Below are 12,438 nucleotides of genomic sequence, written 5' to 3'. Positions count from 1 at the left end.
ATATGTAAGTGCGAGGAGGAAAGCAACCGAACTTGGTAACATAAGTCAAAGAGGATTGGAAGAAGATGTAAGACATTGTAGTCGTTTAAATGTTTATTAGAGAGTCCCAATCTTAAAGAAAGACCATTTTGTACCTGCACATTAGTATAAATAGATTCAAAAATGAAAAATTGTATGGCGCTGCTTAATAAGGCAGCGTTTTTCTATTTCTTAATAAGGAGTCCTTTTGGAGGAATGTCGAAATTTGACGAAAAATATTTTTTACTGTATCCGTTTTCAGTTGTTAATATATACTCATGCTTAAATATTTTAAATATTTACTCTCTTAAGACTACTTTGAATAGTGTTGTGTATTCATTAGAACTTTTGCTAGGAGGTTAAATTATGCAACAAGTACACAAATGCGAAAAAGTGAATGAAAGGAAAGGTAAGGAAGCCAATACAAAAAATGTTCGATTAAGTATTGAAATCCCAGAAAACATTAGAGAAAATTTCCGTGATGCAGTGGAAAATAACGGAAAGTCAATGAAAGATGTACTTAGAGTATACATGCAAAAATATATATGGAAACAGAGCGAATTACAAAGAAATAGACAAAAACGTCGTCAGAATATTTGATGTAAAAGAGTGAAAACCAAAGTGCCTTCCCACACGATGGTTTTCATTCAAGGAGTAATGTCACAAGTTTATTATAATTTTAAAGCTAGGTATTTCCCAAGTATCTTGTAAGATTTACTAACACACTTTTTCTAAAATAATGAACAAAAAGAGGCAGGCTTAACCAAAACCCTGCCTCTTTTTGTATTTTTTACTTGTTTTCTAACTTCTTCAAGGTTAGAAGGACTTCTTTGATTGCCTCGTTTTCGTCATCCCCTGAAACCTCTAATGTAATCTCTGCTTGCTTAGGAATGGCTAATGATAAAACGCCGAGAACTGATTTTACACTTACAGTTCTTCCGTTGTGGGTAAGAAAAATATCTGAATTAAATTGAGAAGCCGCTTGAACTAATTGGTTGACCGGTTGAGCATATAATCCTGCTTTGTTATTAATTTTCACTGTTTGTTGAATCATTGTAGCCTCCTTGAGTGCTTTTGTACTGTATATTTGGTTTGCTATCACCATTCTCTTATGTATGAAACAAAATCATAAAAAATGCTGTTGATTTTTAAGTTAGGCAAAAATTTGTAGGGGAGTCCAACTTACAGTGGGAAAACAATAGCAGGGACACTGAATAATAAAGTAATAAAAGGTATTAAACTAGTTGTTTTATGACATTTCGATTCCTGCGATACCACATAAACAGCCCTGCACGTAGAGCATTATCAACGGCAATAGAGCCCCATACGGCCGGTAAACCAAGGCCAAGCTTCCAAGCGAATATATAAACACCCAGAGTGCGGATCAACCATATGCCAATAATGGTGACCAACATAGGGAACTTACTGTTTCCGCCAGCCTGAACGACAGATGTATCGACCGTCACTGAAGCTAGAAATGGCTGTGAGAGAGTGTCTATGAATAAGACAATCATCAATAAATGAATAACCTGTTCATTGGTTGTAAAAAATCTCCCCACCCAAGGGCTTGTACTAGCTAATATGGCGGTTATGACTGTCATAGAAACCGCCGATTGAAGGTAACTCCACTTTCGATATTCTTGAACATCAGACCAATTATTTCGACCAATTGCTTGACCTATAAGAGTACTTGCAGCTACTGCAAAGCCACCGCCAATTGTTGAGGAAAAGGTTGTAATCGTACCGGCAATGTTATGCGCTGCATAGACTTCGGTTCCCATCCGGACAATGAAACCAAAATAGAGGACCTGGCCTAATCTCATGGATAACCTTTCAACCGTAGCGGGAACTGCAAAACGTATCATGCTGCGTCCTAATTTCCCAATGATCTTAAAATCGCTTCTTTTTAAAGCAATGTTAGAAATGCTTTGGGATTTTATAACCAAACGAATAAATCCATATATTCTAGCAAAGATCATAGCTATTGCTGCACCTGTTAAACCTAAGCCAGCAAAAGAGCCTATTCCAAAAATTAAAAGGTAATCGAGGATAACATGGACGACATTCATTTCAAAACCGATCCGAAGAGGGGTTTTGGTATCACCTATGGCTCGAAATGAAGCAGATTGAGCAGTAAATAAGGCCATGAATGGGGTTAAACCTAAAACAATCTTAAAGTAGGTTAAAGCGGCTTCCTTAAGCTGCTCGTTTGCTCCTGTAAATACTAATAATGGTTTGGCGAACAAGACTGAAATAACAGAGAAAAGTAAGCCAATTAAAAAAGAGATTAATAGCCCGTGAAAAATAACGGACTTACTTTGTTCAGTATTCTTTGCCCCATAGGCCCTTGATAAAAAGACGGAAAGAGTGGCCGAAATTGCTGTAAAAACTCCAATATAGGTCATACTATATATATTTGTCACACCGACTGCATTAATCGCTAATAGACCTAATCTTGCGATAAAAAAAGAGTCTGCCACTCCAAGTAGACTTTGCAAATAAGATTCACCAATCGCAGGTAATGCCACACCTAAGACTTCTTTTGCCTTATGGGGAAGGTTCATAATTGTATACCTCATTTTCAAAGTTTAAGAGTTTATTTTATTTTCTCTTGTTTGTAAGCTAATTGCTACTTATGTCTAGTGATTCTTTGATGCTTAATATACGAGTAGACCCCGATAATAATAAAAATAATAATCGCCCCATTTGCAGTCATATTAATTAAATTCATATCCGGAAATAGCCTATTCAATGTACCAAGCCATTCAGCTAATACGGGGTCCTTTAAAATGCCAATCACAGCATTCTGTGCAATAAAAGCTCCCGCGATAATATTAATCCAAAAAAAGGTGGTCGCAAGCTTTATCACAAATGGGAGAAATAGGAGGGATACCAAAAGACTAGAAAAGATCCCAATCGTTACAGCTTCAACATGTTGAGATATTCCAGCAATAATGACCACACTGTCAAGACATATTAAAAAGTCTGTTGCCGCAAGGACTGATAAGACCTTAATTTTTATAAAGATTGATTGATAAGAAGGCCTTGTAAAAGATTCCCCATCGATTGATTTTCGAACAAGTTTAAATGCAATAAATAGCAATATGATTCCCATCAAGAGTTGGAGCATAGGAACATCTAATAATCTTTTTATAATAAATACATAAAAAGCTCTAGCGAATGTAAGTACGATAATGGCTGGCAGGGTAATCTTTAAATGTGTATATTTACGTAATAAAGCTCCTAATATTAACATATTATCAATGTCACTAACTAAAGTGACTAAAAAAACCTTAACTAGTTCATTCATTAGACTTCCCCTTTTTTTCATCTCCTTATTACATTTATGTAGAAATACATTTTAATATTAAACTATTTAGATTCACCACTTAAACTATGAACATGAATCCCACTGGGTTCGTGTTCTTTTTTATTTGGCTAGTATTCAACTTGTGCATGTACAGTAGAAAAAGTTTCAGGTGAAAATTTTATAATAAATACTGGAAAATGATAAAAATGTGTTATATAATTACAATTAATTAATTAAACTGTTATATAACAAAAGAGGACATAAAAAGTTATCAATAATTGAAAAGGGGAATCGAAAATGATGAAAATTGATGCGATTGCACGGAGAATCCTAGGTTGGAAGTTAAATAGATGGGACCGCTGGTATGATTATGAACAGGGGAAATTTATTCATGAGTCCGAGTTTCAGCCTGAGCATAACATAGATCATGCCATGCTTATCGTTGAGCGGTTAGAAGAACTAGGTTTTATGTATCAAATTAAAGGGTTATCTAAGGTGTGCTTTAATGATATTTGTGCAACAGGGGATTCGTTAGCCCAAGCGATTACTAATGCTGCATACGAAATTGTTGAACGTCATTCCGTTATGGATAGCACCAGATTATGGCAAAAAATATGATGAATTAGCTGCGTTATTTATAGTAATTACAAAAAGTAACCCCGATCTCTTAGCAAAGTGAGGTGACCCCGAAAAGTTAGAGTTTTATACTAAGCAGCTAATTGGCTGGTATGGGTACAGTATTGAACCGGACTCATACCTGCCAATTTTTGCTTTATGTGCTTGTTATTATAATAATCGATATATTCTTCAATTCTTTTTTTAATACCTCAAATGAGCTGAGTGATTCTCCGTAATACATTTCTTGTTTTAGTAACCCGAAAAAATTCTCCATGGGGGAATTATCTAAACAGTTTCCTTTTCGCGACATACTCTGGAACACCTTGTTTTTCTTAAGTGTTTTTACCCATTTTTTATGTTGATAATGCCAGCCTTGATCTGAATGTATAGTGGTTCTGTACTTTGAATTTTTTACTATTTTAAGAGCTTCCTCCAGAGGGTTGAGCGCTAAATATAAGGTCGGACGCATACTTATCCCATATGAAAGGACTTCACCGTTGAACATATTAATAATAGGACTTAGATACAGTTTTACACCGTCCTAACACTTAAATTCACTTATATCTGTTGTTAATTTTTGATGACTCACATTTGTATGAAAACGACGATTAATGCGGTTCTTGGCAACCGTCCCCGTAGTCCCACTGTAAGAACTGTATTTACGTGATTTTCTCCTGTACTTATCTCCTTTTAGTTCGAGTTTATTCATGATGCGTTGTACCTTCATATGATTCACTTTAGTACCACGGTTTCTCAATTCTAGCTTGATACGTCGATAACCAAATTGCCTTTATGTTCATCAAAAATGGTTTGTATAGACTTTTCAAGATTTTGGCCTGGATTTTGCTTCTTCATCACCTTTATATGATAGTGAGAGGAGGATTCAGGAATACCGACTATACGTAAAACATCTTTTAATTTGAAGGCTTCTTTGAGTTCGAATGATAACACTGCTTGTGCTTTTCGAGATAGCCTTTCGGATCCATCTGAAAAGCTCGCAACTTTTTTAAGTATTCTACCTCCAAACGAAGAAGCTCGTTTTCTCTTTCCAATCTTTGCTCATAAGTCATTTCTTTTTCATTAGTAGGTTTGTTTTTTCTGTTCTTTGCTATATCAGACATGGGTGGTCGTCCTTTCGGTCTATCCAGCGCTTCAGCCCCACCTTCTAAAAAAGACCTTTTCAATGAACTTATCATAGGGGGATTAGTAAGCCCAAAATGAAGGGCTGTTTCTATTTCTGAAGAACCTGTTCTCTTCATAAAGAGCCTTTTCCTTGTTCAACGAAGGAGTAGGTTAGTACAATAAACATTTCACTATTTTTGGGGAGTTAGGTTACGAAAAAATTTTAAAGCATGAAAGCTAATATACATCCCAATATTTTTAAAATATTTTATCAATATCAAATACTCCTAAATTAGTCAGGTATTGTGTTAGGCATAAACGGATGACCAGAACGGTATCCTCACAAGCGATGGGGACAAGAACTTCATCTATGATGAGGAAAAACAGTTGATAGAAGGAATTATAATCATAAATCACTTTCTTAGAATTGTTAGAGAAATTATATTCTAATTTATAAGGCCTTCACATAATGGATGTGTTTTAACATAAGTTTTCTATGCTTTTTATAAGACCATGTTGATAGAAGCATTTCTTTTTATTGGATATCTCTGTTTATTAATATTTAGAAATGAAATGCCATCACTGTACTTTTCATCACATTTTTTATGTTAAGCAGGACATTCTAAGGTTACGTTGGTGTAATGTTAAATTTTATTTCCACAATAAAAAACTAATTAAGTTTTTAATGAATAATGATTAGTGCGATTGCCTTTTTTACAATTGACATAATCACACTATACGAAACTTGGTAAGGAGCTTGAATTAGGTGGCTAACTCAAAAGAAGTATTACTATGGAGTATTGCTCTTCCTGGCTTTGGTCAATTTTTAAATGGCAAACTAATAAAAGGTATTGTTTTTGTATCTTTAGAATTCCTTATAAATGTAAATGCAAATTTTAATGTTGTTATAATTTCTAGTTTTCATGGAGAAATCGAAAAAGCCATTGCTCAAACTGATTACTTATGGCTATTGTTTTATCCTTGTTTATACTTTTTTGCTATGTGGGATGCTTATAAAGATGCTGGTGGAGGAAATAGAAAATATTCTTATTTACCATTCGTTTTTTGTGCTTTCTTTGTAACAGTGGGGTGTATATATTCATCAACTTTCAAGATATTCGGATTTTTATTTGGCCCAATATGGTTACCAATTTTGTGCGTGATACCAGGAATTTGTATAGGCCTTTTACTAATGAAAATCATTAAAAAAGCTATTGAGAAACCTGAGAGCCAGTGAATTTAATTAGTATTCTTTTAACAGAAACTCTAATTAAATTATATAAATTACAATAATTAATAAAGTTTGAGATTGAGACTAAATGTATTAATTAGAAATATACCCTGAATAATTACCAATATTTTTGTCATTCTAATAAGAGAAAATAAATAATGAAGGAGCCTTTTGTATGAACGTAAATGAGTTCGGCTTTCTTTGGTATCTACAATCAAGTTCGAATATGGTTAATATTATTTTGAAAAATCTTATTGACACTGCTGAGGATAAAGATTTGAGAAGTGTTCTAGATGAAATCAATTCATTATCTACATTTCAAGAAAAAGAGGCTACAAAGATATTAAATGACAGCGGTTATAATGAAACGCCATTTTTCAGTGAAGTTGATTTATATAACTCCTCAGTAAAGCTTTTTACCGATCAATTAATCATTGAAATTCTTAAGCATATTACCGGAAATGGGATGCGAGTCCTCGCTTCTCAATATTCAGAACTAGCGGATATGAATGTAAAGAAATTCTTTAGTGAAGTCCTCACTAAGATTATTCAAATTGATGAATCTCTTTTAGGTTTATTAAAAGAAAAGAACTTGTTACAAAACAGTCCATTTTTATACATGAAAGCACATGAAAGAGAGAGCAAACTGTTTAAGGTTGTATCTACACAATTGAGACCACTTAATGCGGTAGAATTGGGACATATGTACAGTGCACTTCAATGCAATAATGTTGGTGTTGCTCTATGCGCTGCTTTTGCTGATGTTGTAAAAGATGAAGAGTCAAAGCAATTATTTAATGATGGCAAGAAATTAGCATTTCATCAAGCTGCTACTTTATCGGATATTTTCAGAGAAAACGGAGTTAGTACTACAACTGGACTAGAGAGCTTCGTTCATAGGGTCCATGAATCTCCATTTTCAGATAAGTTAATGACGAACCTAATAATGTTTTTAAATCCTATTGGAATAATAAATTTACAAAACGCTGCTGTATCTAGTTATAAGAAGAATCATGTCAAAATACTAAGTGAATTAATGGAACAGGTCCAAAGTTTTTCAGAAAAAGGGTTTAAACTATTGGTTAAAAAAGGTTGGTTTAATGAACCACCATTAACTAGTAGGTCAATTAAATAATTATAAACCGAATCCAATAGTGTAAATAATAAAGAAGGAGGAATTTTATGGAAAAATTAACCGATTCTATTGAGCAAAATTATAAATTTTTCCAAGATAAACTTACACATTGTGAGGATATAGAATTTAGAATTTTAAACCCTCGAAATATTAAAGGGAAGCAAATTATTTTTATGTATTGTGAAAATATTGTTGACGAAACATTATTATACGAATCCTTGCTTGAAAAAGTTGTCAAAAATTATCCTCACGGAAACGATGATGTCGATATCACAGTATTAGATAATGTGTTTCCCACAGCATCAGTTTTTTTTTAGATAAAATTGAGGATATATTGTCGTACTTATTATACGGTTTTTGTATCATCTTATTTCCTAACAAGAATAAAGCAGGAATAATCTGTTACTCTAAAAAGACTTTTAGGCAAGTGGGAGAACCACAATCCGAAGTGGTTATAAGGGGGCCTAGAGAGGGATTCGTTGAAGTTATAAGAACGAATGTTGCCATGATTCGCAGTAGACTACCCAGTACCAACTTGAAAATACGCTTTAAAAAAATCGGATCTGAATCAAAGACTTTTACTGCGATAATCTACATGGAAAATAAAGTTCCAAAAGATACGTTGCAAAAAATTATTGATCGCATTAATAGTATTAAATTAGAAAATACTCATGACTCAGGTACGATTGAACGTTTATTAGAAAATCATCCACTTTCTCTGTTCCCACATATAATCACAACCGAAAGGCCTGATAAGCTTACATCTGATATATCAGATGGGAGAATCGCAATACCCCTTGACGGGAGCCCTCACGCTTTAATTTTGCCATCTACGTTGAAAATGTTCTTGCAAGCATCTGAGGATTATTATGAGAGGTTTTGGTTAGGAGTTACATTAAGAGCTGTACGATTCTTTGCACTTTTAATAGCATTATTATTGCCTTCCAGCTTAAATTGAACAGAATAAGTTTCCTTATGATTCTTCCTCTTTAACCCTTGCTCTCCAAACTTCTCATATACATCTATCCACCTTTTAACCTGTGAATATGACTTTACACCATACTTTTTGGCTAAAAGCTTATGTCCTAATGTACCTTCTTTATATTCTCTTACAATCATCAGCTTAAACTCTTCACTATATTTAGCCATAAATAAACACCCCAAAAGTCAGATTTTACTCTAACTTTTGGGGTGCAGTACAAAGAAGGGGGTTACTTTTATTTTTCGCTGATTATTTTTTTGGATAGCGTATCGTAAAACAAACCTGTCCGTCTTGATTCTCGACCTCAATACTTCCTTTGTAGAAGTGAACAATTTTTTGCGTGATATTTAGCCCAAGTCCAAAGTTACCTTTCGTACCTTTATAGAGTGTTTTAAATATCTGATTAATGTCCTTCTCAGGAATATGTGGCCCATCATTTTTTATCTCAATAACCCATAAAGGACCCGAATCAAGTAATGATACTTGGATTGTTGTTGCTGCATATCTCAGTTGATTTTCTAATATGTTTTCAATCGAGACCCGGATTCGATCTGGGTTCCCTAACATAATGGCAGGCTTTTTCTTAATATCTAATTGCCAACATAAATCTGGGTTGACAGCTTGAAAATTAGATACCAGATAGGAGAGTAATTTATCTAAATAGACCTCATCCTGTTCTTTTTCATTATCTAATACATAATCAAGCGTGTTTAAATACAAGACCTGTTTGATTTTTTTCTCGAGCCTAATTGCTTCATTCTTAATAATTACCGCGGTATTTTCCGGCGTATCTACATACATTCCGTCGATAATGGCCTGTGCATAACTCATAATCACCATGACAGGTGTTTTTAAATCGTGTGAAATACTTTGCAGGAATTTCTTTTCCTCTTCATCGGCCAATTTAAGGGCATTTTTCATTTCCGTCATAGCATTGGCTAAACGGCCAATTTCATCCTGGTTCGTTAAAAGAAGGTCCCGATCCCATTCTTTATTGGCAATTTGTTTTGTGTAAGTTTCTAATTGTTTGAGGGGTTTTGCAATATTATTTGCAATAAGCTTAGCTATAGGCAGTGCACATAGAATGATTAATAGACCAATTAGAAAGATTTGAAGTGAGTCTTCATCATCATGTTGTTCCTGAAAGGATATTAAATAAATATAATCTTTTACATAACTAATCTCTATTTGATAATTCTTGTTATCAAGGGTTTCGGTTATACTCTTATGACTCTTCCCAGCTATTGAATCATTTATTTCTTTCACTAATGCCTTCTTCGAGACCTGTTTGTCTTCTGAAAGAGAGGTTATTTCACTCGTCTGTTTGTTCAAAAGAAAATGTCCCATTTTTTCGCGGCTGGCCATCTTGCCTATATTCGAATCTAATTTATTATCAAGAACGGATTGAAGGACAAGTTGGTGAGCAGATTGCAGGACATATCTCATTTTATCTTCATTGTGATTCCTTAGTATAAAGGTAAAGACAAGTGATGTGATAAATACGATTATAAAAACAATGACAGATATGATAAACCAAATTCTTAATGTTAAGGATTTAAACTTCATTATTTACCTGCCAATTTGTAGCCAAAACCATAAATGGTTTCAATAACAATTCTAATTAATTTTTTTCTCAATCTTCTAATCGTATCATCCACTACGCGGTCCGAACCGAAATAATTATTTCCCCATACTTTTTCAAGAATCTGCTCTCTGGTCACAACCGTATTGATATTTTCAATAAAATAAAGGAGTAAAGTAAATTCTTTATTCGTTAAAATAATTTCTTGATCACCATCAAAAACCGTTCGCTGTTTACGGTCCACTAGATAATCAACTAATTGATGAGCAGTTGAGGTTTCTGCCTTTTCACCAGACATTCGCTGGATTAATTTATTTGTGCGGATAATTAATTCCCTTGGTAAAAACGGCTTGGATAAATAGTCATCGCTGCCTAATTCTAATCCCACAACGCGATCCAGTTCTTGATTTCGGGCTGACATAAAAATAACAGGGGTTTTTGAATTAAACTCTTTAATATTTTTAATTAGCTGATAACCGTCAATATCTGGCAGCATGATATCTAAAATCCAAAGATCCGGCAGATCATGAATTTTTTGCATTGCTGATTCCCCATCAAAGAAGGATACTACCTTGTATCCCTCTTTTTCTAAATATTTTTTTAGTAATTGATTAAGATGTTCTTCATCTTCTACTAAATAGATTGTCGCCATTTAAACAACCACCTTAACCTTCCAAATTTGCCGAAATGGTCCGTTTTCTTTTTCGTCTTCTTTCGACTGAATAGGTATAAAAAGCCATCGAACCTAAAACAGAAGAATAAAGAACGAGGTTTGGAACACTGCCTGCTAACCCTATGATCGAAAATGATTCATCATGTCCTTTAAAGTCCTTATCACTGTTTGTTTGATTCTGTCCAGTTTGTTTATCCTTCATTTCATTTTTGAATTTCTCAAATCCGTTTTCCGAAGCATTACTAAACATCGCTGGTGTCATCGAAACCGCTTTTGGTACTTGAACTAGCATGCAGACAGTACCAATGATTAGAATGAGTCGTGACACTAATTTTCGAGAAGGTTTACGAAATGTAAATAGTTTAGCCAGCTTAGGGAATTGGCTGCCCATTTGCTTAATCCAATTCCAATGCAGACCAATGTGGATACCGACAATCACAAGTCCTAAAATGGAAGAAACGATATGGATGGGCATCCAGTTGACATTTGGAAAATATCTGAAATTCGGTAGAACGACTTTGGAAATAAATAAACCACTAACCATAATAAAGAGCATATCAATCAAAAGGATGACGTTCAATAGATAAGAGAACCTTGTTTTCTTTTTCAGGTCTTTTGAAAAAATCTTTTTAGTAATGTTAACCACCCATTTTTTATTCAAAAGGACATGAATGATTAAGGCACCGCCTAAGACAAGTCCTGCGATTTCATGAAACGGTAAGCTTGTTGATTCAGGACTATATAGTAAACATAATACGACTGTCATTGCGAGATCCAGCCAAAATCTAAATTTATTTTTCTTCATTTTTAATTCCTCCAATATGTTGTTTCTATCTAAATATGAGTATAAAGAGGAATTTCCGTGGAATTATCGAGTAAATATGTGAAAAATATGTGTTCTAAGATTTTCTTTTGGATTGGTTTCAGTGGATCACAAATAATTTGGTAGAATAATGACATAGGACAAGGGGGGAAATGAATGAGTGAGTTCAGTAAATTGTTTCATGAGAGAATTGGCTTGTCACAGGGGCAAAACATTACTTTGGATTCATTAGATCGTGTTCTAGAAAAAACAGCGCAATCAATTCCGTTTGAAAATATATGTATTATTAATCGAAAGACAAGCGAGATTTCAAAGGCTAACTTAGTCGACAAAATCTTGATTAGAAGGGAGGGGGGAATCTGTTATGAATTGAATTCGCTTTTCTATTTCTACCTAATTGAAAATGGGTTTGAGGCTGCCTTGGTCCGTGGTGTTGTTTACAATCATGTTAAACAGGATTATCAAGATCTTGGCAGAACCCATGTTAGTATTTTAGTGAATCATGAAGGTCGAAGCTATGTTGTGGATACTGGCTTTGGCGGGAATTTACCTTTAAAACCTGTTCCTTTAACAGGGGAGACGGTCAGTTCTAATAATGGAGAATTTAGAATTCGCAAACTGGATACGAATTATGGGGATTATGTGCTAGAGATGAAGTTAAAACATAAAGATACCGAGTGGAAAATAGGCTATGCTTTTGACACTAGGAAGCCTATTTACGATGTAACAGAATTTAATGAGATCCAATCAATTATTGCCGAACATCCGGAGTCTCCTTTTAATAAAGTACCGTTACTTGCCCGTCTAACTAGTAATGGAAATATAACTTTAACCAATTTTACATGGACAGAGTGGAAGGAAGGGAAAGTTTCAAAAGAAACCATCGAGGCTGAAAGATTTAAGGAATTGGCCAAACAATATTTTAGCCTAAATCAAGACTAAAA

General features: G+C 34.2%; 15 protein-coding genes and 2 pseudogenes. 7 read left to right on the top strand and 10 right to left on the bottom strand.

The window, feature by feature from the left end; all coding sequences use genetic code 11:
• Positions 1–384 precede the first annotated feature (384 nt).
• Positions 385–618, top strand: coding sequence for a hypothetical protein (locus COD92_RS23250; protein WP_098533354.1), 234 nt, complete (start codon positions 385–387; stop codon positions 616–618).
• Between the two features lie 190 nt (positions 619–808).
• Here COD92_RS23250 and COD92_RS23245 read toward each other — a convergent pair whose 3' ends face one another.
• From COD92_RS23245 to COD92_RS23235, 3 genes are all read right to left on the bottom strand, one after another.
• The gene (locus COD92_RS23245) at positions 809–1,072 is read right to left on the bottom strand and encodes an HPr family phosphocarrier protein (protein WP_098533356.1); all 264 of its coding nucleotides are present in this window, start codon (positions 1,070–1,072) and stop codon (positions 809–811) included.
• 181 nt (positions 1,073–1,253) lie between these two features.
• Complete coding sequence (locus tag COD92_RS23240; protein ID WP_176541453.1) at positions 1,254–2,582, bottom strand: MATE family efflux transporter; 1,329 nt, start codon at positions 2,580–2,582, stop codon at positions 1,254–1,256.
• A gap of 65 nt (positions 2,583–2,647) precedes the next feature.
• On the bottom strand, positions 2,648–3,328 hold the full coding sequence (locus COD92_RS23235; RefSeq protein ID WP_176541454.1) for a TerC family protein: 681 nt from the start codon (positions 3,326–3,328) through the stop codon (positions 2,648–2,650).
• Between the two features lie 297 nt (positions 3,329–3,625).
• On the opposite strand from COD92_RS23235, the gene COD92_RS23230 reads away from it, so the two are divergent.
• Positions 3,626–3,946, top strand: coding sequence for a BC1872 family protein (locus COD92_RS23230; RefSeq protein WP_098533362.1), 321 nt, complete (start codon positions 3,626–3,628; stop codon positions 3,944–3,946).
• Positions 3,947–4,035: 89 nt separating this feature from the next.
• Here the strand turns inward: COD92_RS23230 and COD92_RS33465 are convergent.
• The 3 genes and pseudogenes from COD92_RS33465 to COD92_RS23210 form a co-directional block, all read right to left on the bottom strand.
• A pseudogene (locus COD92_RS33465) lies at positions 4,036–4,475 on the bottom strand (transposase).
• A gap of 12 nt (positions 4,476–4,487) precedes the next feature.
• Positions 4,488–4,718 (bottom strand): annotated as a pseudogene (locus COD92_RS33460) (IS3 family transposase); the annotation flags it as partial.
• Between the two features lie 142 nt (positions 4,719–4,860).
• A complete protein-coding gene (locus COD92_RS23210) occupies positions 4,861–5,205 on the bottom strand; it encodes a helix-turn-helix domain-containing protein (RefSeq protein WP_098533368.1) in 345 nt (114 codons plus the stop codon).
• A 629-nt stretch (positions 5,206–5,834) separates the two neighbouring features.
• Between COD92_RS23210 and COD92_RS23205 the strand changes: the two genes are divergently transcribed.
• The 4 genes from COD92_RS23205 to COD92_RS33455 all read left to right on the top strand — a co-directional run bounded on the left by COD92_RS23205 (position 5,835) and on the right by COD92_RS33455 (position 8,392).
• Positions 5,835–6,305, top strand: coding sequence for a hypothetical protein (locus COD92_RS23205; protein ID WP_098533370.1), 471 nt, complete (start codon positions 5,835–5,837; stop codon positions 6,303–6,305).
• 169 nt (positions 6,306–6,474) lie between these two features.
• Positions 6,475–7,434 carry a DUF3231 family protein gene (locus COD92_RS23200; protein ID WP_098533372.1) on the top strand — a complete coding sequence of 320 codons (960 nt, stop codon included), beginning with the start codon at positions 6,475–6,477 and terminating at the stop codon, positions 7,432–7,434.
• A 47-nt stretch (positions 7,435–7,481) separates the two neighbouring features.
• The gene (locus COD92_RS23195; RefSeq protein ID WP_098533374.1) at positions 7,482–7,751 is read left to right on the top strand and encodes a hypothetical protein; all 270 of its coding nucleotides are present in this window, start codon (positions 7,482–7,484) and stop codon (positions 7,749–7,751) included.
• Between the two features lie 17 nt (positions 7,752–7,768).
• Positions 7,769–8,392 carry a spore germination protein gene (locus COD92_RS33455; protein ID WP_176541456.1) on the top strand — a complete coding sequence of 208 codons (624 nt, stop codon included), beginning with the start codon at positions 7,769–7,771 and terminating at the stop codon, positions 8,390–8,392.
• On the opposite strand, the gene COD92_RS23185 is transcribed toward COD92_RS33455, so the two are convergent.
• The 4 genes from COD92_RS23185 to COD92_RS23170 form a co-directional block, all read right to left on the bottom strand.
• On the bottom strand, positions 8,302–8,583 hold the full coding sequence (locus tag COD92_RS23185) for a helix-turn-helix domain-containing protein (RefSeq protein ID WP_098533378.1): 282 nt from the start codon (positions 8,581–8,583) through the stop codon (positions 8,302–8,304). The genes COD92_RS33455 and COD92_RS23185 overlap by 91 nt on opposite strands.
• Positions 8,584–8,665: 82 nt before the next feature.
• Entirely contained in the window at positions 8,666–9,982 is a 1,317-nt protein-coding gene (locus tag COD92_RS23180; RefSeq protein ID WP_098533380.1) for a sensor histidine kinase, read from the bottom strand.
• On the bottom strand, positions 9,982–10,650 hold the full coding sequence (locus tag COD92_RS23175; RefSeq protein WP_098533382.1) for a response regulator transcription factor: 669 nt from the start codon (positions 10,648–10,650) through the stop codon (positions 9,982–9,984). Before COD92_RS23175 ends, COD92_RS23180 begins: the two co-directional genes overlap by 1 nt.
• Positions 10,651–10,663: 13 nt before the next feature.
• Positions 10,664–11,476 (bottom strand): DUF4405 domain-containing protein, encoded by an 813-nt coding sequence (locus tag COD92_RS23170; protein ID WP_098533384.1) that lies wholly within the window; start codon positions 11,474–11,476, stop codon positions 10,664–10,666.
• A 174-nt stretch (positions 11,477–11,650) separates the two neighbouring features.
• Here COD92_RS23170 and COD92_RS23165 point away from each other — a divergent pair, with 174 nt between their 5' ends.
• Positions 11,651–12,436, top strand: coding sequence for an arylamine N-acetyltransferase family protein (locus tag COD92_RS23165; RefSeq protein ID WP_098533386.1), 786 nt, complete (start codon positions 11,651–11,653; stop codon positions 12,434–12,436).
• The last annotated feature ends 2 nt before the right edge of the window (positions 12,437–12,438 follow it).

Source organism: Bacillus sp. AFS037270 (assembly GCF_002585305.1).
Note: the sequence above shows the minus strand (reverse complement) of the source record. Positions and strands in the feature narration are given on the sequence as shown.

Coding starts and splice junctions, on each gene's coding strand:
- COD92_RS23250 (WP_098533354.1), top strand. CDS start 385: ATGCAACAAGTACACAAATGCGAAAAAGTGAATGAAAGGAAAGGTAAG.
- COD92_RS23245 (WP_098533356.1), bottom strand. CDS start 1,072: ATGATTCAACAAACAGTGAAAATTAATAACAAAGCAGGATTATATGCT.
- COD92_RS23240 (WP_176541453.1), bottom strand. CDS start 2,582: ATGAACCTTCCCCATAAGGCAAAAGAAGTCTTAGGTGTGGCATTACCT.
- COD92_RS23235 (WP_176541454.1), bottom strand. CDS start 3,328: ATGAATGAACTAGTTAAGGTTTTTTTAGTCACTTTAGTTAGTGACATT.
- COD92_RS23230 (WP_098533362.1), top strand. CDS start 3,626: ATGATGAAAATTGATGCGATTGCACGGAGAATCCTAGGTTGGAAGTTA.
- COD92_RS23210 (WP_098533368.1), bottom strand. CDS start 5,205: ATGAAGAGAACAGGTTCTTCAGAAATAGAAACAGCCCTTCATTTTGGG.
- COD92_RS23200 (WP_098533372.1), top strand. CDS start 6,475: ATGAACGTAAATGAGTTCGGCTTTCTTTGGTATCTACAATCAAGTTCG.
- COD92_RS23195 (WP_098533374.1), top strand. CDS start 7,482: ATGGAAAAATTAACCGATTCTATTGAGCAAAATTATAAATTTTTCCAA.
- COD92_RS23185 (WP_098533378.1), bottom strand. CDS start 8,583: ATGGCTAAATATAGTGAAGAGTTTAAGCTGATGATTGTAAGAGAATAT.
- COD92_RS23180 (WP_098533380.1), bottom strand. CDS start 9,982: ATGAAGTTTAAATCCTTAACATTAAGAATTTGGTTTATCATATCTGTC.
- COD92_RS23175 (WP_098533382.1), bottom strand. CDS start 10,650: ATGGCGACAATCTATTTAGTAGAAGATGAAGAACATCTTAATCAATTA.
- COD92_RS23170 (WP_098533384.1), bottom strand. CDS start 11,476: ATGAAGAAAAATAAATTTAGATTTTGGCTGGATCTCGCAATGACAGTC.
- COD92_RS23165 (WP_098533386.1), top strand. CDS start 11,651: ATGAGTGAGTTCAGTAAATTGTTTCATGAGAGAATTGGCTTGTCACAG.